This window comes from Nannocystis sp. RBIL2 (assembly GCF_026626745.1).
Lineage (GTDB): Bacteria > Myxococcota_A > Polyangia > Nannocystales > Nannocystaceae > Nannocystis.
The window spans coordinates 3,492,061-3,514,706 of the sequence record NZ_JAPNJW010000002.1; the positions used below are offsets into that span (position 1 = coordinate 3,492,061).

Below are 22,646 nucleotides of genomic sequence, written 5' to 3' on the forward strand. Positions count from 1 at the left end.
CGCATGCACCCCCGCGGGCTGCGCGGGTCGACGCGGCGACGCGCATCGGCGCTCAGGATCGGATCGTCTCGCCCGGCTCCGCGAGCGGCCGCAGCGACAGGTCGGCGCACAGCTCGAAGCGCGGCCATCGCTCCGGCGTCTCGGCCCAAATTTCTTCCTGAAATTCGCCGCGCAAGAACTCGATCATCGCGAACGCGCCCCACAGCCGCCGCACCCGCGCCGCCCCCCACGCCGCGAGCTTGGCCGCCCGCGCGCTCGGCCGCGGCCACCCGCGCACCTCGACCTGGCTCGCCAGCATGCGAAATTTCTGGGCCTGATGGGCCATCCGCTCCGGCCGCAGCACCGCCTCGAAGAACCATCCCGAGCGCAGGCTCATCCGCGCCAGCCACTGCGCCGCAGTCTCCGGCTGCCGCATCATCGCCTCGTACGCCTCGCGTCCCTCGCCGATCACGTGTTTTATTAAAAGATTCAGGTGCAGGTGGGTCTCGACGTCGAGCGGCGCCGGCCTGCGGCCGAGGATGGCCCGCAGCCCGCCGGCCACGAACAACCGCTCGCAGCGGGCCATCCCCAGCAGCGCGTAGCGGCCCAGCAAGCGCTCGAAGCGATCGATCTGCGGCCCGCTCCAGCGCCCGCGTACCCGCTCCACCAGCGCCGGCAATTGCGACCAGTCGTCGCGGTCCGTCGCCGCGAACATCGGCACGAACTCGTCCCACAGCGCGTCCACGTCTGCCCGCGTCAGCTCCGTCGTCTCCAGGCACACGAGCGCGTGCGGGTCCTCGCCGGCAGCCGCGCGGCGCAGCAGCGGCCCCAGACGCGAGCGACCGATCCACCGCCAGTCCTCCGGCGCCCACAGCTCCGGCGGCGGCGGCTGGCCGTCGAGCCAGCGGTCCTCCGCCCGCGCGCGCGGCAGGTGCGGACCGACCAGAGTCCGCCGCCACCACGCCCCGCTCGCGCGCTGCTCCGCCGGTGTCGTCGCCTCCAACATGTACATTCGGACACGTGCGGCGACCGGCGCCTCCCGCTCCGCCGGCAACGAGTCGCCGAAGAACAGCCGCGAGCGCAGCTCGCCTCGCAACACCCGCCGCATCAACCGCCCCGCCCCCGAGCAGCGCGCGTGTCCGTAGGGGTCCCAGCGGCCCGTCAGGTTGCGCAGCACGCTGGCCTCGTGGAACCCCGTCGCCTCGTACACGATCGCGTGGTCGAAGCGCGGGTGATGCGGCGCCACCCACCGCGGCGGCGAACCCTCGAGAGTCGGCCACCAGCGCGGCGTCAGAGTGTGCCACCGGGCCTCGTCCCACGTCACCTCGAGCGCAGGGCTCATCTTGATCGCCGGCGCCGAGCGCGGCGGGAACACCCCGTACGCGTGCAACCACCGCAGCGGCTGCAGCCCGCGAAACACCGCGATCGGCCAGCGCAGCGCCCCCGGCAGCACGCGCTCCCACCACGGCCACAGCGTCCACGTGAACGACGCCCACGTGTTGAGCGGCAGGCACAACAGCGCCCCGAACGTGTGCAGCACGATCAACGCCTGCAGCGCCAGCGTCGTCGCCGGCAGCGACGGCGCGAACAGCTCGAGCGGCGCCACGGCCGTCGCGCTGTCGAAGCACACCCCGCACAGCGCGATCGTCAGCACGTTGAAGAACCCGTAGTTGCCGGTCGCCGCGATCGCCAGCATCAGCCCCGCGGTCGCCAGCGCGAACACCACGCTCGCCGGCCCCGGGACGAAGATCGCCAGCGGCAGCACCACCTCGACCACGAACAGCAGCGCCAGCGCGGCCTTGTGGATCCACATCGGCGCGCGGTGGGCCAGCCACCCGAAAGGCGTCGGCAGCGGCTGGCGGATCGTGAACCCCTGCAAAAAACCAGCGTCGGCCCGCGTCGAGCCGGCGAACTTCTGCTTGCCGAAGCCGAACATCACGCGGAACAGCAGCAGCCGGAACACCCACGCCAGCGCCGGCGTCGGCGCGCCGGTGGCCGCGACCGCCGGCGCCCACGCCAGCGCCGGCAGGAACATGGCCCAAAAGCCAGCCTCGAGCAGCAGGCTGTCCCACGGGTACACCAGCACCACCGCGCGATCGAGCGACAGGTACAGCGCCCAGCACAGCAAGAACGCCAGCGGCGTGTGCGGTCCGCCGGCCACGATCGTCAGCGCCGCCGTAAGCCCCAGCCACGGCAGCGCCCGCAGCCAGCGGTCGCCCGCGTGCAGCCACAGCAGCCCGGGGAAGTACAGCCAGCGGCGCGGCGCCGCGAAGTCGCGCCGGATCGCCGCCATCAGCTCCGCCACCGGCGCGACCCCCTCGCGCCCCGCGATCGGCCCGACCTGGAACGTCAGCGACGCGAACGCGATCGCATAGACCACCGCGATCCCGCGCGCCACGAGCCCCCACACCAGCTCCGGCGGCGCGTGAGCGAGTAGGTCGAGGACTTCGATGCCCGCGAGGCTCGCACGGACCCCGTCGGCGAGCAAGCCGCGCCGCGGCCTAAAACATGTCCCAAAGAACATGTCCTAAAGCACCGCCACGAGCGACCGCCCGCCGCGCCGAGGGCCGCGACGCGTCGGTCGCCGCGCGGAACGCCACCTCGGCGACGTCGGCCCTCGGTCGTCACCGCGGCCGGCCGGGTGAACGCCGCGAACACGCGCTCGGCGAACGACGCATGGGCCTCGGGGATCAGCGTCGCCCGGTTCGGCCCGGCTTTCTCACCGCGCGGCCAGGCCGAGCCGCTCGGCGATCCGCCGCAGCTCGGCCTCCACCTCCGGCGACGGATCGCCCTCGGCCAGCCACGCCGCCAGCTCCGCGCGCGCCGGCTCCCCGTCGAGCACCTCGAGCGTGCCGGCCAGCGACTCGCGCAGCGCCGGGTCGGCGTGCCGCCGCGACACCCGGGCCAGCAGCGGGGCGACCGTGGACGCGAGCCCGGTGTCCCCCAGCGCCTCGATCACCTCCGGCGGTCCTTCCCCGTCCAGGCAATCGAACAGCGCCCGCGCCACCGGCTCCGGCCGCTGCCTCGCCAGCACGACGAGGAGGCGCGCGGCGTCATTGAAGACGAACTGGTCGAACAGCGAACGACTGCCGCGCAGGCGGCGGAGCGCCGCCACCAGCAGCGGCACCGCCGTCTCGTCCATGCGCGCGGCGAGGGCGACGTCCTGCGCCTCGCATTCCGCCAAGGTCTCGGGGAGATCGGCCAGCGGCCCGTGCGTCGACGCCAGCGCGTCGTACAGCTCCTCCACGTCGCGGAAGCGCAGCGGCGTCGCGGTCATCGCCCGAGCTTGCTACGCCCGCGGCGCCACGACCACGCCTATACTCTCGGCGATGCCGAGCGACCTCGAGCGCGTCCTCGATTACCACGAGCGCACCGCCCACCGGCCTGGTCGTTACGCCGCCTCGCTCGGCTACCTCGACTGGGACACCCAGCCGAACCCCTTCCGCCTCTACGACGGCGCCGAGCGGTACGCCCTGCCGCGCGTCCACCCACATGTCTCGGAGGACAGGCCGACCTGGGCCGACCTCTTCCGCGACCCGGGCCCCGCCCCTGCGGCTCTCGACCTCGACCTGATCGGCTCGCTGTGCTTCCACGCCTTCGCCCTCTCCGCGTGGAAGCAGGCCGGCGCCTCGCGCTGGTCGCTGCGCGTCAACCCCTCGAGCGGCAACCTCCACCCCACCGAGGTCTATCTGCTCGCCGGTCCGCTCGCCGGCCTGTCCGAAGGGCCAGGTCTCTACCACTACTCCCCGCTGCTGCACGGCCTCGAGCGGCGGGCCGCCCTCGAACCCGGCGCCTGGCAGGCCCTCGGTTTCCCCGGCCTGCTCGTCGGCCTGTCGTCGATCGCCTGGCGCGAGGCGTGGAAGTACGGCGAGCGGGCCTTCCGCTACTGCAACCATGACGTCGGCCACGCAGTCGCAGCGCTGGCGATCGCCGCCGCGCTCCACGGCTGGCGCGCGGTCCTCGTCGATCCGCTGCCCGACGCCCGGCTCGCCGCCCTCCTCGGCCTCGGCGCCCTCGGCCTGGGCGTCGAGGCCGAGCACCCCGAGTGTCTCGTCGCCCTGCTGCCCGCGGGCGCACCGCCGGGGCTCGACGTCGCGGCCATCCTCGACCTCGCCCCGACCGCCCTCGAGGGCCAGGCCAACCTGCTCAGCGAGAGCCACCACGAGTGGCCGATCTTGCACGAGGTCGCCGCGGCCACGACGAACGAACTAGCGACCCCGCGCCCCTGGCCGCCGCCGCCGAGCCCGCGCGCGTGCGACCTCGAGGTCCCGGCAGCGCCCCTGGTCCGCCGCCGCCGCAGCGCGGTCGCCATGGACGGCCGCACCGGCATCACTGCAGCTGCCTTCTACGACATGCTCCTTCGGACATTACCCGGAGGACAGCCATTCTCGGCGCTGCCGTGGCGGCCCGCGGTCGACCTGGCGCTCATGGTCCACCGCGTCCAGGGCGTCGAGCCCGGCCTCTACCTCCTGGTCCGCGAGCCCGGCCGCGTCGCCCGCTGGCGCGCCGCCCTGCCCGACGCCTCGTGGCGAGCGCCGCCCGACTGCCCGGCCGAGCTCCCGCTGGTGGGCCTGCGCGAGGGCGACGTCCGCCGCCACGCCGCCCTCGTCAGCTGCGCCCAGGACATCGCCGCCGACGGCGCCTTCGCCGTCGCCATGTTCGTCGACCTCCGCGCCGAGCTGGGGCGCGAGGGCCCGGCCCACTACCGCCGCCTGTACTGGGAGACCGGCGCCATCGGTCAGCAGCTCTACCTCGAGGCCGAGGCCCTCGGGATCGCCGCCACCGGGATCGGCTGCTTCTTCGACCAGCCCACCCGAAACCTGCTCGGCCTCCCCGAAGCCGACGAGCTGCGCAGCCTCTACCACTTCACCGTCGGCGGCCGCGTCGACGACCCCCGCCTGCGCACCCTCGACGCCTACTACCACCTCGACCGACCCTGATTTTTTTCGGTGCTCCGCGGCAGCTACGTCAGACGAAAGGACATGTCACGAAGAACATGTCCTCCCGGCAAGGTCCTAGCGGACATACTCGATGCGCCAGATGTGCCAGCTCTCCCCGCCGAGCACGTCGACCACCCGGACCGAGGCCGTCCACGGGCCTGCGCCCTCTAGCTCGATCCACCCGCTGTCGGCGTCGAGCTCACGCCGGCTCCGCGTCCGCGCCGCCGCGAACGCCGGCCGATGCGGCGCCATCCCGCCGGCCCCGCCGCTCGCGCCCGGCCGGTCGCCGCTTGCGGCCGATGACGCCTCACCGCCAACGACCGCCGAGCTTGCCGCTCCTACGCGTACGACCCGCGTGATCACCTCGCGGCCATCGGCCCCGGAGCTGCTCGCGGCTGGCACGGACTCCCCACGCGCGTCCGCGGGCGACTCGCCACGTGCTGTCTCCGCCCTCGCCTCGCTCCCCAGCGACGCCTGGGCCTCCGTCTGCGCGCCCGCATCGCTCTCGCCCGCGAGCGACGCATTCACCGTCCCTGCGCTCGCCTCGCTCCCGCCCGCGAGCGACGAACCACTCGCTGCTGCCGCGCTCGCCTCGCTCCCGCCCGCAAGCGACGCAACCGTGGCTGGCTCCGCGCTCTCGCTCGCTCGGGACGCTGTCTCCGCGCTCGCCTCGGCTGGCGACGCACCGCTCGCGGATCCCACCCTCGCCTCGCTCTCGCCGACCCGCGACGCAGCTGTCTCCGCGCTCGCCTGGCTCCCGCCCGCAACCGACGCACCGCTCGCTGTTCCCGCGCTCGCCTCGCTCCCGCAGCCTCGCGCCTCACCGCTTCGCCGCGCGCTCGTCTCCGCCGTCGCCTCGCCCGTCACGCCTGGCAGCGGCTCCTCGCCTACGCTCGCTGCCAGCGAGGTTCCCTGCTCCCCCGCAGCCTGCGACGCCCCATCGCACCCGCCGAACGCCAGCGACCACGCCTCCACGGCCGCGCGGGCGTCGCCCGTCGCCTCCAGCGCCGCCGTCGCCCGCGTCGGCGCCGAAAACCGCGCCCCCACCAGCGTCGCGCGGGCGCGAAACCCCGTCTCCGTCGCCGCGAGCGCGAACGTCACCTCCACCACCGGCCGCTCGCTCCACGGCAGCTCCCCCGTGTTGCCGCGCGGGTCGAGCAGCGCGCGCCGAAGTTGCAGGCAGACCACGGACACACCTGTCCCTCGGGCCAGCTCGCTCCCCGCCGGGAACGCCCACGCCCACGCCAGCACCTCGAGCCGCCGCAGCCCCAGCTCCGCCGCAGCGGCAGCCGCCGCGCTCAACTCAGCCTCAGTCACCGCCCTGTCCGGCGGCCCGACCCATACCGCGGTGTCGCCGACCACGCCCGACAGCGGCCCCTCGACCGCCCGCGCCCCGCGCAGGCGCAGCACCGCCGCCGGCCACGGCTCGGCCTGTCCCGAGAGCCAGATCTGGCGCTCCTCCGCTCCGAGCCCGGCCCGCACGAATTGGGAACCTGTCTTTTCGGCCATCCGCGCGTGAGCCAGCTCGATCGCCGCGGCCGCGCTGTCACAGCCGATCCAGCGCCGCCCCAGCGCCTGCGCGGCCGCCAGCGTGGTCCCGGCGCCGCAGAAGAAGTCGGCCACGAGCGCGCCGGGATCGGAGCTGGCCGCGACGATCCGGCGCAGCAGGCTCTCGTTCTTCTGCGTCGCCCATCCGGTCTTCTCGCGCGAGAAGCTCTTGATCTGAATCGAGTCGAGCGAGTCGACCCCGCGCAGGCGCCACTCGGCCGGACTCGCGTTCCACACGTCCTCGACCGGCACCCCGCCCTGCTGGTCGGCCTCGCCCTTGCGCCGGCGGTACTCCTCCGGGTGCGGGTTGACCTGGCGGTGGAACACGAACCGCTGCGGGTCCTTGACGTAGAAGTAGATCAGATCGTGGTTGCGGATCCAGTTGTTCGCCCGCGCCTTGAAGCCGGACACCCAGCCGACCCGCCACACGATCTCGCGCTGAAAACAACCTGGCCCGAAGATCTCGTCGAGCAGCAGCTTCACCGCGTGCCCGACGATCGGGTCGACGTGCACGTAGAGGCTGCCGTGCGGCGCCAGCAGCCGGTGGATCCGCCGCAGCCGCGGGTCCAGCATCTGGAGCAGCCCGGCGACCCCGCCGGGCCAGCGGTCGCTGTAAGCCCGCGAGCGCAGCTCCGGCCCCTCGGCGTCGGCCCCGACCCGCGTCGTCCGCTCGAACTCGTGGCCGGTGGCGAACGGCGGGTCGATGTACACCAGGTCGATCGCCCCGGCGTGCGTCGCCATCAGCGCGTCCATCACCAGCAGGTTGTCGCCGCCCACCAGGAGCCCGGACGCCCGCGTCGGCTCGGCCTCGCCGCCGCCGATCACCTGCTCGACCCGCAGCCCCAGCGTCCGCGCCGGCACCTCGACGCGCGCGCCGTCGGGGCCGTACTTGCCCGGCCACACCACCTCGACCGCGCCGCTCGCCGATCGTGGACGCGACATGTCTCAAGGGCCAGGCGGTGGCGGCGGCGGCAGCTGCAGCTCGGGCTGCGACAGCGCCCGCACGTAGGCGACCAGCACCTTGAGGGTCGGCTCGCTGAAGTGCGGGAAGCTCGGCATGGTCGGCGGCCGGCCGCCGCGGATCGATCGCCGCATCCGCTCGTCGCTGATGGTGCTCATGAACCCGGGGTCGGTCAGGTCGCGCACGCCCGCCACCTCCGGCAGCCCCTTGCCGTCGAGCCCGTGGCAGCGCGCGCAGTTCTGGGCGAAGATCTTGGCCCCCGAAATCTCGCGCTCGGGCCCGGTCGGCTCCTTGCAGCCCGACGCCAGCAGGCCAGCGAGCAACATGGCCGTTCGGACATGTCCGAAGAGACCGCCGCGCGCCCCGGACGGCGAGGCGAGGGCGTGCGCGCGCGAGTCGGCGGTGGCGGACATGCGCCGCGACCTTAGCAGAGTCACCGCCGCAGCGTGCCCGCCTTCGACCTGCGACAGCGCGTCCCTGCGACGCACCCGCGCCCGCCGCGAGAACAGCCGCGCCGCGGTCCGCCGCAGCAACGGCTGCGCGTCCGTCCCCTACGGGGCGACAGAGTCGCTGCGACGCGCTCGACCCCAGGGGTCCTCCGGGCACCTCCGGTCACCCGGTCTGCGGCCCAATCTGCCGCAATCGACCGCCTCCAGCCTCTTCCAGGCCCCGCTGCAGCGCTCACCGCCGCGGCAGCAGCGTCAGCGCTCGCCCGGGCTGCAGCGCGTCCACCGGCTCCTGCGCCGCGGGCCGCGGCACCAGGCGGGGTCGGAACCCGGCCTGCTGCGGCGCCGTCGTCGGCGGCGGCAGCTGCGGCGGCTGCGCGGTGGTCGGCGGCGGAGCGCTCATCGGCGGCGCGGTCGTGTCCGGCGCGGGCGCCGTCGTGTTCGGCGCGGGCGCGGGTGCGGTCGTGTTCGGCGCCGGCGCGGGCGCGATCGACGGCCCGGGCGCCGGATACGGCTGCGCCCCCTCGATGCGCGTGTTGGCGTCCTCGGTGAGGATGTAGCCCTCGGCGTCGACCGCGGCGTCGGCCGGCGGGATGTAGTCGCCGTTGGGCGTCAGCAGCCCGAGGCGCATCCCGAGGCTGTCGTTGTAGATGTTGACCGCCCGCGCGTAGCCCTTCTCGGCCCGGCGGTAGTACACGCCGGCCGCGATCGCCAGGCCCACGGTCGCCAGGACGCTGCCCAGCATCACCCCGTTGGCGCCGTTCAACTTCTGGAAGTCGAAGCCCTCGCGGGCGGTCGCCGCCCCGCTGGCGATGAACAGCAGGCCGGTCACCGCGCCCAGCGCGGCCAGGATCCGCGAGCGACGCAGCTCCTTGTAGGGCAGCGCCTCCGCGCTGTTCTTCTCGGAGCGGAGGATCGCGTCGAGCGACTGCCAGCTGCGCTTGGTCGAGAGCGGGTGCAGGCCCTTGGTGTAGCGGGTGCCCTGCGGCTCCTCGTGGCGGAAGATCCAGTTCTCCTTGAGCGCCTTCTCGCGCTCGGCCCGATCCTTGATCGTCTCGAGCTTGGCGAAGTCGGTCGGCTGGAGCTGCGGCGTCAGCGACATGCACCCGCTCACGCAGAGGCACAGCGCGAGGACCAGAGGCGAGGGTCTGCGGGCGGGATTCACGTCGGCACTCACGCTAGCACGGACCGCCGGCGCTGCTAAGAGCCCGCAAGCCGCGCGAGCCTGCCCGGGGGTCCGTTCGCTGCACCCACGCACGGCGCGACGCGAACTTCGGGTCTCGGCGAGGCGTGCGGGTGTCACGACCCCAGGTGCGCAACTCGCCGCAGATCCGCGTCCTGGGCCGTCCTGGCGGCGGACGACGCATCGACCACCGGCTTTGGGGCGGGCGTCGCGGCCCGGCCGGCCCCATGCAGCGCTGCCGCCTTGCGGGCCCGACGTCCGATGGCGTTCCGGTGATCGACCGCCCGCTGGACGAGCTCCGGGTCGCCGGGCGCTGCCAGCGTCCGCGCCATCGCTCCGGCCAGCGCCGGCATCGTCAGCACGTCGACGAGGTTGTGGCCGACCACGCGGCGCACCGCCTCGCGCGCTCGGGCCTCGTGGGGCTCGCGGAGCGCCGTCCAGAACACCTCCGGGATCGCCCGCCCCGCGATGTCGCCGTACCGCTGCACGCCGAGCTGCGTCCGCTCGAGCGTCGTCAGGCGGCAGTCGGGCCCGCGCCCGCGCCACAGCCGGCGCGCGACCGGCAGCAGGTCGAGGTGCGTCCCCGCGAACGCGTCGGTCGCAAGCCCGCACCGCCGCAGCCGCCCGCGCAGCAGCGGCAGGTCGAAGCTGGCGCCGTTGAACGTCACCAGCGGCCCGCCGAGCGCCCGCACCCGCGCCTCGAGGTCGGCCAGCAGCGCCAACTCGCCCGACAGCTGCGTCAGCAGCCACTGCTCGATCTGCCAGTGGTCGCCGTCCAGCGTCGCCAGCCCGACCACGAACGCCACAGTGCCCGCCCCGTGCCCGAGCCCGGTCGACTCGAGGTCGAGAAAGACTGCCCGTTCGGACATGTCCATTTCGACATGTCCATACAAACACGTGAATGCCGCCCGCCACTCCGCCGGCCCCGGCAGCTCGAGCCCGCGGCCGACCAGCAGCGGCGGCCGGGCGCCGCGACACGGCCAGCGCGTCACCTCGTGCACGAACCCCCTCCCCGGCTCGCCCCGCGGCAGCGCCGGCGCCACCCGCTCGCCCTGAAACCGCACCATCCGCCGCCACAGCGCCGGCCGCTCGCTGGCGGACCCAGGCTCAGGCTGCGCTGCCCCGACCTGCACCTCGCCCTCGTCACCCGGCGCATGGCCGAGGGTGCCCGCCGGCCGCGTGCCCCCGTCACCCCGGACCTCAGCCGCCTCCTCGCCACGCTCCAGCCTCGCTACCCCGCTCACAGCTCGCCCCGTCACTTCGCCGCGCACGCCGAGGTCGACCTGCGGCTCGCCGCTCGCCCTTACCTCGCTCGCTCCTCGCCCCTCACCCGCCACCCCTTCGCTGCGCGCCGCTGTCTCGCTCACCCGTCGCCCCGCGCCCACCCAGCGCTCGCCGCTCGTTACCTCACTTGCTCCTCGCTCCTCGCCCCGCTCCAGCCGTGCTGCTTCTCGCCCATTCACCTCGCCCCGCCGGTCGACTGCTCGCGGTTTGCCGCTAGCCGCAGCCTCGCTCGCTCCCGGCCTCTCGGCCGCGACGCTGCTCGCGCCTCGCGGCCAAACCTCGCTTCGCCCCCCCGCACCAGCCCGCGGCTCGCCGCTCGTCGCTATGCTGCTCGCACCTCGCGGTCCGGCCTCGCCTCGCATACCCGCACCCGCCCGTGGCGGCTCCGCGCTCGCCGCTGCCCTGCTCGCTCCTCTCGGCCCGAGCTCGCCCCGCGCGCTCGCACCGGCCGAAGGCCCCGGCGGCCGGGCACGCTCGCCCTCGGCCTGCGAAGCACCCCCGACCGCGCCCCGCCCGGCCAGGCTCGCTCGCGGCTCGGGGTACGTCACCGTCGACTCCGCGAGGATCTGCCAGTCACTCGCGGACGCCTTCGGCCGGGTCGGCCGCGAACGATGCGACCACAACACGTAGACCCCAGAGACCCACGGATCGACCCGCCGCGCTTCCTGCCCTGCTTCTCGAGTCCGGCTCGAGCCCCGACCCGCGGCAGAGCTCGTCGGAACATCCTCCGAAGATCCGCCCGCTCGCGGACCAATCCGCGACTCCGTCCCGGTCCGCTCAGGCAACCCCGCCGAGCGCGCCACCAGCGACGAGCGCCCCGGTCCTGGCGAACCCCCGCCCGTGACCAGGCCCTCCCGCGGCGCCTGCGCCCGCCCACCTGCCTCTCGAGACAGGTTCGTCTCCCGACTCGTGGGGCCCTCCTCCGAAGACCCGCCCACCCCGCGCGAAGCACTCGCCGCGGCTGTCCGATCGGACAGCCGCCCCTCGCCCGAGCCCGGCGCTCCCGACGAGCTCGGCGCCGCAGCCTCGTCCGGCCCACCGCCGCTCCGTGCCTCGCCGGCTGCCTCCTCGCCGTCCTCTCCCTGCCCGCGACCGCCGAGCGCCCGCTCGAACCGCCGCAGCAGCGAGCTCACGCCGCGCCTCGCAGGCGGTCGCGCAGCGCCATCAGCAGCGCCATCGCGTCGGCGCGGAGGCTCTCGCGCGGCTGCGGGGTCGGGCGCGGCGGCGTGTGGTTGGCCCCCGGGAGCGACTGCATCGCCGCGATCCGGCTCGCCAGCCCCTTGAGGCCCGGCGGCTCCGCCGGCACCGTCCGCACCGCTTCACCGCCGTGGCTCCCCAGCGGCTCGCCCGCGCCCTGCACCCCCAGGCAGGTCGGACAGCCCCGCGCGCAGCGGCAGCCCGACACCGCCGCGATCACCCGCTCGAACAACTCGGCCCCGAGCGCGTACGCCTGCGACGCCAGCCCCGCCCCGCCCGGCAGGTTGTCGTAGACCAGCAGGCACGGCGCCGCCCCGGCCTGCATCACCGCGTCGGTCGACACCCGGCCGCCGCGGCCCGCGATCACCGGCGCCCACGAGCCGGCCTCGGCCGTGCCCGCCACCACCGCGTGGCCGAGGTCGTGGACGTCGCACATCAGCAGCATCGCCGCGCAGTGGTGGACCGCGTGGCCGATCGCCAGCGCCGCCGCCGCGCGCCGGCCCGGGTCGGGCACCAGCGACAGCGCCCACTCCCCGAACGTGAAGTGGACCGCCAGAGTGTGCAGCTCGAGGTCGGGCAGGTGGACCGGCCCGGCGCCGACGTTCTCGTGGGTGCGGAAGCGCAGCTTCTTGAAGCCCGGCACGGTGCGGACCAGGTGGGCGTAGCCGAGCCCGCGGCCGCGCGGCGGGTCGGACGCGATCGGCTCCACCAGGCGCACCTTCACCTGCGAGATCGCCTCGGTGTAGTAGGTCGCCTTGACCTCGCGGACGTACGCCTTGCGCGGCTGCCAGTCGAGGCGCAGCACCTCGTAGGTCGTGCCCTCCACCGAGTAGATCGCGCCCGGGTGGAGGTAGAGCGGCCCGTCCTCGAAGTCGACCTCGGCGAGGAGCCGCCCGTCGCTCGCCAGCCCGGGGGCCACCTCGAGCACCGTGAAGTTCTCCTCGAGCCCGCCGCGGAGGTCGACCTTGTCGGCCGGGAACGCGTCGCCGATCGTGAAGTAGCGCGCCGCCCCGTCGGCCCCGCGCTCGCCGTGCAGCGCCCCGCGCTCGGCCAGGTACGCCAGCGCCGGCCCGATCTCCCCCGCCGCGATGCCCGGGTACACCACCGTCTCCAGCGCCTCGCCGGGCGGCAGCGTGATCGGCAGCTCGTAGGCCGCGCAGCGCAGGTGCGGGATCAGGATCTCCGGGTTGTCGGGGTCGACCTGCGCCCGCTCCGGCGGCTCGTCGAACAGGAACGCCGGCGTCGCCGCGATGAACTGGTCGAGCGGGTCGGACGACAGCACCAGCGCAGTCAGCGACGGCGACAGCCGCCGGCCCGCGCGACCCGAGCGCTGCAGCGTCGCCGCCCGCGTGCCCGGGTAACCGGCCAGCACCACCGCGTCGAGCCCGCCGATGTCCATGCCCAGCTCGAGCGCGTGGGTGGTCGCCACCACCTGGGCCTCGCCGTCCTGCAGCGCCTGTTCGACCTCGCGCCGGCGCTCCGGCAGGTAGCCGCCGCGGTAGCCGCGGATCTTCTTCTTCGCCAGCTCGGCGCGGGCCTGCGCCGCCGCGTCCATCCCGACCGGCTCGCCGGGCGTCACCCCGGCCTCGTCCTCGCGGAGGTAGCGGGTCAGCAGCTCGACCGCCTTGCGCGTGCGGCAGAACGCCAGCGTCGCCACCCCCGCCTCGCGGAACACCGACGTGACCGCGCGCGTGACCTTGAGGTAGTCGCGGCGCACGCCGGTCGCCGGGTCGACGACCTTCGGGTTCAGGACCACGAACGTGCGCGGCCCGGAGGGCGCCCCGTCGCGGTCGACCAGCACGAAGTCGGGCCGGCCGGTGACCGCGGCCGCCAGCTCGCGCGGGTTGTTGATCGTCGCCGAGCAGCAGATGACGGTCGGCCGCGCCCCGTGGTACGCGCACACCCGCCACAGCCGGCGCAGCACGTTGGCCACGTGGCTGCCGAACACCCCGCGGTACATGTGCAGCTCGTCGAGCACCACGTAGCGCAGCTCGGCCAGGAGCGGCGCCCAGCGGTCGTGGTGCGGCAGCACCCCGCGGTGCAGCATGTCCGGGTTGGTCGCCACCACGTGCGCCCGGGTGCGGGCCGCCTTGCGCTCCTCCGGCGGTGTGTCACCGTCGTAAGCGCCGGCGCCGATGAGCCCCGGCCCCACCTCGGCCGCCAGCGCGCGCAGGCTCCGGACCTGGTCGCGCGCCAGCGCCTTGGTCGGGAACAGCAGCAGCGCCCGCGCGCGCGGGTCGTCGAGCACCGCCTGGACGATCGGCGCGTGGAAGCACAGCGACTTGCCCGACGCGGTCGAGGTCGCCAACACCACGTCCTGCCCGCCGCGGGCCGCCGCGATGGCCTCGGCCTGGTGCGTGTACGGCCGCGTCACGCCTCGCTTGGCCAACGCCGAGAGCAGCCGGTCATCAAAGCCCGCGGGCCAATCGGCGTAGCTGCCGGCGCGCGCGGCGACCTCGTGCTGGGCCACGACGTCGGCGTGGCGACCCTGACAGAGCTGCTCGCGAATCGCGTTCAGCCGGGCGCCATCCATCCCAATCGGTAAAACATCAGGCTCCCCCGCGGCGGTTGAGGTACGTTCTAGACCGCTCGAACGTGCCTCTGTCTGAAGGAGGGAGCGCGCGCGGGGAAAGCCTGAAGAGTGCTCTAGCATCGTTGCCCAGGAAGCGTTGCACTGAACACTTGCTGGGTAGCTACATCCGTTCAGGATCCCCGTCAAGCACTTTGCCGGCCCGCAGAGCGGCCGCTATGCCGAGCAGAAACAGCTTTTGGGCGCGTGCGGCGCTCACGCAGGCCGATCCGGCCCCACTGGCGCAGAGGCCGCAGAGCACGACATGCGGGCGAATCGAGCAGATCTCTCCCGCATCGGACACGGCGCCGCGAACAGCGCGGTGATTTCTGTACCGTGCCGATGGGCCTCGATGGGGCGCTCCCATTGGGAGTCACTGGCTGATTCGCATCGTCTCGTCCGGGTGTCCGCGAAAGCGATGGACCGGGACCGAGACTGACGCGGCTTCTTCCGACGTCTTGCGCGAGCTTCTGCTGTCCTGCTTCCGCGACTCCCTTCGAATCTCCTCCGAGCTTTACGAGCTTCGAGTGCGTTCCGCCGTTCGTCTCGTTCGCTTCACCGTTCGGTTCCTCCTCGGAACCGCTTCCTTTCGGAAGCTCGCGGCGGCGACGATCGGTGCGCGCGCCGAAAGACGACCGCGCCTTCAGAGGATCGATCACCTCCCGCACTTCGTCAAGGCGCGGAGAAAATTTCCAGCGTCGAATTTTTCGCGACTCCGTGAGTCCGGTGACTCGGGCGAGCTCGGGCGACGACACCTCGCGAGCGTCGCCCTGACTTTCCGAGAAACTCTCTACAGGTGGTCGAGGTCGAGGCCGCCGACCACCCAGTAGCTGCCGAAGTCCTGCAGGCCGTAGACGCCGATGCCGACGCGGTCGCTGCCGACGATCGTGTGGTTGCCGTCGCTGAGCGGGCCGGCGTCCAGCTTCACGCGGGCCAGCGAGTAGCCGGTCATCCCGATCTGCACCGGCGCGAGCACCGGCTGGCCGTCGACCGACACCGTCGTGCCGTTCTTGAGGATGATGTCGACGAAGTTGCTCTCCCAGGTCGGGGGGGCGTGGAACAGGTAGTCCTTGCGGTACTGCTCGGTGGCGGGCGCCAGCAGCATCGACGGGTCGGCCTCGCCGAAGCCGCCGCCCTGGCCGACCATGTACTGCGCGACCATGAACCGCTTGTCGGCCGACACCTTGAAGCGGGCGGTCGTCGACACCAGCTCGACGAAGTCGCCGGCCTTGGCGAGGACCTTGGGCACCCCCTGGTCGGGCACGAAGGTCAGCGTGGTGTTCGGCTCGGCCGCGATAAACCGCACGACCTGGCCGTGGTCGGGCGTCCCGTTGGGGGACTGTCCCGGCGGCACGACGATGTACTCCTTCGCCAGCGCCTCGTAGGGGAACATCGCCTCCTCGAGGTGATCGCAGGCGTCGACGTTGGTGGGCACGTTGGTGCACTTGTGCCCGGCGATGACCTGGACCGGCTTGTCGGCGCTGACCCCGGTGCCGGTGAGGTCGCCGCCGGCGGCGGTGGCCACCTGCAGCACGTCGCCGGCGTCGAGCACCACCACCCCGGTGCCGTCGGCCGCGACCCCGCCGCCCGCCTGCACCTTGTTGCCCGTCGCCGACGGCGCCAGAGTCACCGTGGTCCCGTCCTCGCGCGCGGTCACGGCGTAGAAGCCGGGGTAGTTCAGCTGGGGGAAGTGCGGGTACGAGGCGACCACGTAGTCGCCGGTCCACGCGTTGACCGGCAGCAGCAGCGACGCGTCGTTGGTCGCCGACGCATAAAGAAGATTGTACTGGTAGACCGTGACCGGGCGGTCGCTGCGCAGGCGGTAGGCCCCTTCGGCGACCACCGCCGAGGGCCCGAGCCCCTTCGTGAGCTCCGGGATCCACGGCAGCGTGATCGCCTTGACGCTCTTGGCGGCGACCGTCTCCTCCTTGATCAGCATCGCCCCGCGCGTGATCGTGATCGCCGCGGGCACGTCGGCGGTGTTGGCGACCACCGCCGCGAACACCTTGGTGCCGCTGTTGTAACTGTCGTGCTGTAGCGTGATGGTGGGGTAGTAGTCACAACCGATGTAGTTGAGCTGCAGGTTCTCGATGACGCAGGCGCCGTCGCACAGCCCGATGTCCGGGTTGCAGGAGATCCCCTGGAGCTCGTCGCAGTCCTCGACCACCTCGCTCGACAGGCCGTCCGAAGCGCACTTCATGGCCACGTCGCCCTCGCAGAACGGGGCGTCGGGCACGCACGCCAGACAGCCGACCCCGGGTTCGCAGGCGGCCTCGCACGGCTCGCTGCTCTCGAACCCGCCCATCCCGTCGCACACCTTGGCCTCGCCGCCCTCGCACACGACCTCGCCCTGCATGCACGGCGCCGGCGGCTCGGTTCCGCTCTCGCTGTCGGTCGCCGTCTCGCTGCCCGACATCGTCTCGACGCCCATCGTCGTCGTGCTCTCGGTCGAGCCCTCGGTCGTCGTCGACGTCGGCGCGCTCGTCCCGGTCATCCCCATCGTCGTGATCGTCTCGCCGCCGGTCTCGGTGGTCGTCGGCGGCGCCTCGCTCGTGCCCGTGGCGGTGCCCGTGTCCGTCGTCGCCGCCGTCAGCTCGACCGTCGTCACGCCGGTCGTGGTCGCCGAGGCCATCATCCCCTCCGACGAACCGCACCCCGACACCACCGCACCCAACCCCACGATAATCAGCCCAGACCGCAGCATAGCGGCCACTGTATCACGACGTTTGCATTTGTACGCGCGTACAAATTCCGCTGGACCTGCTTACACAGGTGTGCAAATTATCTGGAGTGCGCATGGCGAGCTCGGGCGAGGCGAAAACCACCCCAGACGGTCGCGAGGAGCGGGGCGACCGAACCGCGCAGGCGCTGCTCGCAGCGGCGCGCTCGGCGTTCTCGCGCGGCGGCTACGCGGCCGCTTCGGTGCGGGACATCGCGCGCGCCGCCGGCGTCAACCCGGCGCTCGTCCGCTATCACTTCGGCAGCAAAGAGGGCCTCTATCGCAAGGTCATCGACGAGGCGATGAGCGGCCTGCGGACGCGGCTGCTCGCGGCGTTTCACCAGGCCGGGGCGCCGCGTGAGCGGATCCATCGGGTCATCGGCGCCTACCTCGACCACCTCGCGCAGGAGCGCGACTTCCCGCGGCTGATCCAGCGCGCGCTCCTCAACAACGACCCGCACCTGCGCCGCGTCGCCCACGAATATCTGCACCCGCTGGTCGACACCCTCAAGCCGTTCGTCGGCCGGCGGGTCGCTGGCACACTCGGCAGCCTCGAAGAGGTCATCGTCTCGGTGTTCGGGGCCATCATCGCCCCCTTCCTCTACGAGCCGCTGCTCAACGACCTGTTCCGCCGCGACGTGCTGTCGCCGGCCGCGCTCAAGCGGCGGCGGCGGCACATCGAGGCCCTCGTCGAGATCACCCTGGCCCAGCTGCTCCCGGAAACGGTCTAATTTTATGTCCACCGTCCGCCTCACCGACCCCATCGACCTCGGCAACCTCCGCCTCAAAAACCGCCTCTACCGCGCGCCCGTGCTCGAGGGTGCGGGCGGCGCCGAAGACCCGGCCGCCATCTACGCGCGCCACTTCGTGCCGAACGCCGCCGCCGGCGTCGGACTCATCATTCAGGGCAACACGATCGTCTGTCCCGAGGGTCGCACCTCGCCGGGCATGTCGGCGATCGGCGAGCGCGAGCGCATGCTCGCCCTCGCCCCGCTGACCCGCGCGGTCCACGAGGCCGGCGGCAAGATCGTCACCCAGCTCGGCCACGGCGGCTTGTTCGCGCTCGAGGCGTGGCACACGAAGTTCGCGCCGGTGCGCAGCTCGCCGCCGTACGCCCCGAGCTCGCTGCCGCTGTGGCTGCGCGCGCTGCACCGCAGCCAGACCCACGTCCTCAGCACGAGCGAGGTCCAGCAGCTCATCGCCCGCTTCGGCCTGGTCGCCGCGTGGGCGCGCGAAGCCGGCTACGACGGCGTCCAGCTGGCCGCCAGCAACGCCAAGCTGCTGCATCAATTCCTCAGCCCGATCTTCAACCGCCGCCGCGATCGTTACGGCGGCGACATCCACGGGCGCATGACCTTCGTCCGCGAGATCCGCGAGGCCATCGCCCGCGAGGCCGGGGCCGACTTCCCGGTCCTCCTCAAGTACACCGCGATCGAGCTGACCCCGATCGGCCGCGGCATCGACCTCGGCGAGGGCGTCGAGATCGCGCGAATGGCCGAGGCCGCTGGCTTCGCCGCGCTCACCCCGGTGATCGCCGACGCCCTGCCGAACACGTCGATCGCCCGCGGCGAGTTCCCGCGCGCCTCGTTCGACAACGCCGGCCTGCGCCGCCGCCTGCTCGAGGCCACCGGCAGCCGCATGCGCGCCGCGCTGGTCCACGTCGGCATGTTCCTGGCCGCGCGCAAGTACCCGTTCGCGCCGGTGTGGAACCGCGACGTCTTCCGCGCCGTCAAGGCGGCCGTGAAGCTGCCGGTGTTCGCGGTCGGAGGCATCCGCACCCCCGCCGAGGCCGCCGAGATCCTCGCCCGCGGCGAGGCCGACATGATCGGCATCGGCCGCCCCTTCTACGCCGAGCCCGACCTCGCCCGCCGCTTCCTCGCCGCCGCCAGCCCGTCCGACACCAGCGCGACCGCGTGCGAGAGCTGCAACCGCTGCATCGTCCCGCAGATGCTGGGCATGCCGGGCGTATGCTACAACCCCGGCAGCATCCGCGCCGCTCGACGAGGCTCGCCGCTGCGCGTCTTGTCCGATGCGGCGTGAGCACGGGACCTCGAGATCGACCCGGGCGACAGCGAAGTCTCGCGGTTCGTCGACCATCGTCTGCGCTCCCGCGCCGCCGTCGTGCTCCAGGCCTGTGGCAGCGCTTCAAGGCGGCGCGCGCCTGGCTAACCGCGCCTCCTTTGACGCGTCGCTCCCCACCGGTGCGCGGTGTATTCGCGCGAGAGGCCGACGAGGCGCTCGCCGAGGTCCTGGCGACACGCCCAGATCTTCGCGCCGCGTTCGCCGCTCTGCTCGGCAGTCAGCACACTGCGCTGCGTGAGGCCGCGTGCGGCAGCAGGCGCGCTTCTTCGTCGGACGCGCCTTCACGCTGGCGAGCCGATTTACTTCAGTCGAACCAAGCGTCGTGCGACAGTCGCCCTCATGAACGGCGTCGTCCTCGTCACGGGCGCGACTGGCAACGTCGGTCGGTGGGTCGTCACGGGTCTACGCGCGCGAGGCTTGCGGGCCCGTCCAGGTCTGCGCGACCCCGCCGGCGATCCCGACGCCGTGGCCTTCGACTTCCGCCGGCCTGAAACCTTCGCCCCCGCGCTCGCGGGCTCCAGCGCGCTATTCCTGCTGCGACCGCCGGCGATAGCGGACGTGGACCGGACGCTCAATCCGCTCGTCGACGCCGCGATCGCAGCCGGGGTGCGGCGCATTGTGTTCCTGTCTGTGATGGGCGCCGATACCCGCGGCTACATCCCGCATGCGAAGGTCGAGCAGCACCTGCGCCGCGGCCCGAGCGAGTGGACCTTCCTGCGCACCGGATTTTTCGCGCAGAACCTCGGGGACGCCTACCGCATCGACATCCGGGAACACGACGAGCTGTTCGTGCCCGCAGGGCACGGCCGCGCGGCCTTCGTGGATGCTCGCGACCTCGCCGATGCTGCCGTCCGTCTCCTGGCCGAGGACGGCCACGCCCGTCGAGCCTACACCGCGACGGGATCGCAGGCGCTCGGGTTCGCGGAGGTGGCGGCGCTCCTCAGCGCCGAGCTCGGACGACAAATCCGCTACCCGCGACCTGGCGCGCTGCGCTACGCCCTACGCCTTCGCCGCCGACAGTTGCCCTCGATGCAGGTGCTCGTGCAGACGCTGCTGCACGTCGGCCTGCGGTTCGGTCAGGCCGAGCTCGTCGACCCGACCCTCCCTGCTCTACTCGGCCGGCCTGCGCGGACGCTGGCCCACTACATCGCCGATTACCGCGGCCTGTGGCTGCGGTGAGGGCGTGACGTCGCGGGGCACCTCTGCCCGTGAGCTCGTCCTGGCGAATTCCTGGTCCCTGCGGCGGGCCCCGAATCTGGCTCGCCGCCGTCACGCCCTCGTGTCCCGTGATGCCCGCCAGCGTCGGGACCTGCTTGCGGCGCCGAGAAGGCCGCATGACCTTTCGGACATGCCCCTTCGCACAGCCGCCACGCGCTGACTCGTGAGGGCAGTCCGATCGCGTCGGGTCCGAAGGACGTCCGACGCACCGCCGCTCGCCTCGTGACCGCGCGGCCCGTTGCGCCACCGATCTACTTTAAATCGGCCGTCTCGCTCGAGTGCGGAGCGAGCGCCCCCACGTCTGCGATCGCAAGACCGTCGAGTCGCAGCACGAAAAATTTTTGGAACGGCGTTGACGGAACTCGTGACGACCGGGGACGAGCCTCGTGGGAGGTAGAGAACTCTTGTCCATCCCCGCTCGCATCCTGGCCTTCACCGGCCTCGCCTTATCCGCTTGTTTTCCCTCGGTCCTCGTCGGCGAAAATCCGCTGGGCACCGACGGCCCCGACTCCTCGACCGGCCCCGACTCCTCGACCGGCCCCGACCCCTCGACCGGCGCTCCGACCAGCGGCGACCCCGGCACCGGCGAACCGTCCGAGGCGGTCTGCGGCGACGGCGTCGTCGACGGCGGTGAAGCATGCGACGACGGCAACGACGAGCCCAACGACGGCTGCGGCGTCAACTGCACGCGCACCGGCGAGGTCGTCTGGACCGTGAAGGGAGCCGGCTCGATCCGCGGCTTCGCCACCGGAGCGGACGGCACCATCTACCTCTGCACTTTCGGGGTGGTGAACGAGCCCGCCTTCGTCAGGGCGTTCGCACCCGACGGCACCGAGCTGTGGAGCACCTCGGCCCCGCACTTTGGCGAGCTCGCCGTCAGCCCTGCGGGGCCGATCTTCCTGGCGAACCCGTTGACGGGCATCCACTCGTTCACGCCCGACGGCGCGCTGGTGGCGACGTGGGACCCATTCCCGGAGCTCGGCATCTTCGGCCTGGCCGCCACCGACGACGCGCTCTACGTCGGCACCGGCGATCCCGAGATCGAGGGGCAGCTCGTCGTTCACCGCCTCGACCTCGCCACGGGCGCGCCCGTGTGGGAGGGACGCACGCCGGAGGGGATCACGACGATCCCCGAGCAGCTCGTGATCGCCGGCGACCGGATCCTCGTCCCCGGCTACCTGTTCACCGACGAAGGGCGCGGGTCGATGCTGGCCGCCTTCGACAGCGGGACCGGCGAGATGCTGTCGCTCGAGCTCGAGGACCCCGCCGCCCCGGCGTGGTCCTCGCTCGCCGTCCTCGGCGACGGCGACCTCGTCCTCGCCGGCCTCGCCACCGACCCGGACGGCCTGCTGGTCCGCCGATTGAGCGCTGACTTCGCCGAAGCGTGGTCCGACCTCACCCCCGCCTCAGCCGGCACGTCGCCCAGGGCCGAAAGAGTGGCCGCTGGCCCGCAAGGCCACATCGCGGTCGCCGGCTTCGATCTCGCCGACAACAGCTCCGCCATCGTCCGCCTCCTGGACGGCGCGGGCGCGACGCTGTGGTCGTCGCGGTTCGCCAGCCCGCAAGACGACGAGCGCGACGGCGCCGTCGGCGTGGCCTTCGGCCCCGACCACCTCGTTGCCGGCGGTACGGTCGACACCCAGACCGAAGACGGCCACGGCACCAGCGAGTGGTGGCTCCGCCGCTTCGCCATCGACTGAATTTTTCAAAGGGACATGCTCTTTGGAGCATGTCCCGAGTGACATGCCGATTCTCCTGAAGGACATGCCTCGACGGGCATGTCCCTTCGGACATCCGCAGTTCAGCGCCGGCGCCGGCGCATCAGCCCGACGAGCGCGAGCAGCCCGAGGGCTGCCCCCGGCGACGCGTCGCTGCGGCAGCTGCAGCCCTCTTCCTTCTTCGGCGACGTCCCGTCGGAGGTCCCGCCGTCGCTCGAGCTCCCGTCGGCCGTCTCGCTGCTGCTACCGGAGGTGTCGCCGGTCGTGCTGGTGTCGGCGCCGGTGGTCCCCGTGCCGGTGTCGGTGCCGGCGCTGGTCGTCGCAGTCGCCTTGGGGTCGCAGTAGCCGCACTTCTTCCCCGGGTCGCCCGGGCAGTCGGCCTCGACGCAGAGGCCCTCGCCGAGCTCGGACACGCAGGCCGTGCCCAGCGCCTGCGCCTCGCAGGCCATGTACGGATCGAGCTCGGGCGGCAAGGCGTCGGCGCGGGCCGTGGATCCGAGGAGGCACAGCGGCGACGCGAACAACAAGACAAGGACTCTGCGCATGCGCGCAGCATAACGGAAGTTGGCCCGCCCCGAGACGGGCACTCACGCGCCTCCCCCTCGGGAGATCCCCTCACCCACCGCGTCGACGAGCTCGGATCACATCCCGATCGAGGACACACCCCACGCGCTCGGCGGTCCCCCGCGCACCCGAGAGCCGCAGCCATCGTCATGCGGAGCTTCTCGTCATCCCCGAGCGCGAGGGCCCGGACACCGAAGCATCGCCGATCTTCCCACCTCGCCCGCCCGGAGGAATCGCC

Annotated in this window: 14 protein-coding genes; 5 read left to right on the forward strand and 9 right to left on the reverse strand. The window is 72.9% G+C overall.

Annotated elements, in window-relative coordinates; all coding sequences use genetic code 11:
• Positions 1-52: 52 nt before the first annotated feature.
• Entirely contained in the window at positions 53-2,503 is a 2,451-nt protein-coding gene (locus OV090_RS39015; RefSeq protein ID WP_267709918.1) for a lipase maturation factor family protein, read from the reverse strand.
• 195 nt (positions 2,504-2,698) lie between these two features.
• On the reverse strand, positions 2,699-3,256 hold the full coding sequence (locus tag OV090_RS39020; protein WP_267709919.1) for a hypothetical protein: 558 nt from the start codon (positions 3,254-3,256) through the stop codon (positions 2,699-2,701).
• 52 nt (positions 3,257-3,308) lie between these two features.
• Here OV090_RS39020 and OV090_RS39025 point away from each other — a divergent pair, with 52 nt between their 5' ends.
• Positions 3,309-4,919, forward strand: a complete 1,611-nt coding sequence (locus OV090_RS39025) for a SagB/ThcOx family dehydrogenase (RefSeq protein WP_267709920.1) — start codon at positions 3,309-3,311, stop codon at positions 4,917-4,919.
• Positions 4,920-4,994: 75 nt separating this feature from the next.
• Here OV090_RS39025 and OV090_RS39030 read toward each other — a convergent pair whose 3' ends face one another.
• The 6 genes from OV090_RS39030 to OV090_RS39055 all read right to left on the reverse strand — a co-directional run bounded on the left by OV090_RS39030 (position 4,995) and on the right by OV090_RS39055 (position 16,742).
• Complete coding sequence (locus OV090_RS39030) at positions 4,995-7,409, reverse strand: DNA methyltransferase (protein ID WP_267709921.1); 2,415 nt, start codon at positions 7,407-7,409, stop codon at positions 4,995-4,997.
• A 3-nt stretch (positions 7,410-7,412) separates the two neighbouring features.
• Positions 7,413-7,754 (reverse strand): c-type cytochrome, encoded by a 342-nt coding sequence (locus OV090_RS39035; protein ID WP_267709922.1) that lies wholly within the window; start codon positions 7,752-7,754, stop codon positions 7,413-7,415.
• A gap of 355 nt (positions 7,755-8,109) precedes the next feature.
• Complete coding sequence (locus OV090_RS39040; protein ID WP_267709923.1) at positions 8,110-9,039, reverse strand: hypothetical protein; 930 nt, start codon at positions 9,037-9,039, stop codon at positions 8,110-8,112.
• Between the two features lie 134 nt (positions 9,040-9,173).
• On the reverse strand, positions 9,174-9,926 hold the full coding sequence (locus tag OV090_RS39045; protein ID WP_267709924.1) for a ribonuclease H-like domain-containing protein: 753 nt from the start codon (positions 9,924-9,926) through the stop codon (positions 9,174-9,176).
• Positions 9,927-11,470: 1,544 nt separating this feature from the next.
• Entirely contained in the window at positions 11,471-14,071 is a 2,601-nt protein-coding gene (locus OV090_RS39050) for a DEAD/DEAH box helicase (RefSeq protein WP_267709925.1), read from the reverse strand.
• An 826-nt stretch (positions 14,072-14,897) separates the two neighbouring features.
• Complete coding sequence (locus OV090_RS39055) at positions 14,898-16,742, reverse strand: IgGFc-binding protein (protein WP_267709926.1); 1,845 nt, start codon at positions 16,740-16,742, stop codon at positions 14,898-14,900.
• 161 nt (positions 16,743-16,903) lie between these two features.
• On the opposite strand from OV090_RS39055, the gene OV090_RS39060 reads away from it, so the two are divergent.
• From OV090_RS39060 to OV090_RS39075, 4 genes are all read left to right on the forward strand, one after another.
• Complete coding sequence (locus tag OV090_RS39060) at positions 16,904-17,557, forward strand: TetR/AcrR family transcriptional regulator (RefSeq protein WP_267709927.1); 654 nt, start codon at positions 16,904-16,906, stop codon at positions 17,555-17,557.
• A 4-nt stretch (positions 17,558-17,561) separates the two neighbouring features.
• The gene (locus OV090_RS39065) at positions 17,562-18,866 is read left to right on the forward strand and encodes an NADH:flavin oxidoreductase (protein WP_267709928.1); all 1,305 of its coding nucleotides are present in this window, start codon (positions 17,562-17,564) and stop codon (positions 18,864-18,866) included.
• 381 nt (positions 18,867-19,247) lie between these two features.
• Positions 19,248-20,087, forward strand: coding sequence for an NAD(P)H-binding protein (locus tag OV090_RS39070; RefSeq protein ID WP_267709929.1), 840 nt, complete (start codon positions 19,248-19,250; stop codon positions 20,085-20,087).
• Positions 20,088-20,530: 443 nt separating this feature from the next.
• Positions 20,531-21,826, forward strand: coding sequence for a PQQ-binding-like beta-propeller repeat protein (locus tag OV090_RS39075; RefSeq protein WP_267709930.1), 1,296 nt, complete (start codon positions 20,531-20,533; stop codon positions 21,824-21,826).
• 101 nt (positions 21,827-21,927) lie between these two features.
• Here OV090_RS39075 and OV090_RS39080 read toward each other — a convergent pair whose 3' ends face one another.
• Positions 21,928-22,389, reverse strand: a complete 462-nt coding sequence (locus OV090_RS39080; RefSeq protein WP_267709931.1) for an MYXO-CTERM sorting domain-containing protein — start codon at positions 22,387-22,389, stop codon at positions 21,928-21,930.
• Between the last annotated feature and the right edge of the window lie 257 nt (positions 22,390-22,646).

Excerpts from the sequence above, each read along its gene's own strand:
- OV090_RS39015 (WP_267709918.1), bottom strand. The coding sequence starts at position 2,503 with ATGTTCTTTGGGACATGTTTTAGGCCGCGGCGCGGCTTGCTCGCCGAC.
- OV090_RS39020 (WP_267709919.1), bottom strand. The coding sequence starts at position 3,256 with ATGACCGCGACGCCGCTGCGCTTCCGCGACGTGGAGGAGCTGTACGAC.
- OV090_RS39025 (WP_267709920.1), top strand. The coding sequence starts at position 3,309 with ATGCCGAGCGACCTCGAGCGCGTCCTCGATTACCACGAGCGCACCGCC.
- OV090_RS39030 (WP_267709921.1), bottom strand. The coding sequence starts at position 7,409 with ATGTCGCGTCCACGATCGGCGAGCGGCGCGGTCGAGGTGGTGTGGCCG.
- OV090_RS39035 (WP_267709922.1), bottom strand. The coding sequence starts at position 7,754 with ATGTTGCTCGCTGGCCTGCTGGCGTCGGGCTGCAAGGAGCCGACCGGG.
- OV090_RS39045 (WP_267709924.1), bottom strand. The coding sequence starts at position 9,926 with ATGTCCGAACGGGCAGTCTTTCTCGACCTCGAGTCGACCGGGCTCGGG.
- OV090_RS39050 (WP_267709925.1), bottom strand. The coding sequence starts at position 14,071 with ATGGATGGCGCCCGGCTGAACGCGATTCGCGAGCAGCTCTGTCAGGGT.
- OV090_RS39055 (WP_267709926.1), bottom strand. The coding sequence starts at position 16,742 with ATGATGGCCTCGGCGACCACGACCGGCGTGACGACGGTCGAGCTGACG.
- OV090_RS39060 (WP_267709927.1), top strand. The coding sequence starts at position 16,904 with ATGGCGAGCTCGGGCGAGGCGAAAACCACCCCAGACGGTCGCGAGGAG.
- OV090_RS39065 (WP_267709928.1), top strand. The coding sequence starts at position 17,562 with ATGTCCACCGTCCGCCTCACCGACCCCATCGACCTCGGCAACCTCCGC.
- OV090_RS39070 (WP_267709929.1), top strand. The coding sequence starts at position 19,248 with ATGAACGGCGTCGTCCTCGTCACGGGCGCGACTGGCAACGTCGGTCGG.
- OV090_RS39080 (WP_267709931.1), bottom strand. The coding sequence starts at position 22,389 with ATGCGCAGAGTCCTTGTCTTGTTGTTCGCGTCGCCGCTGTGCCTCCTC.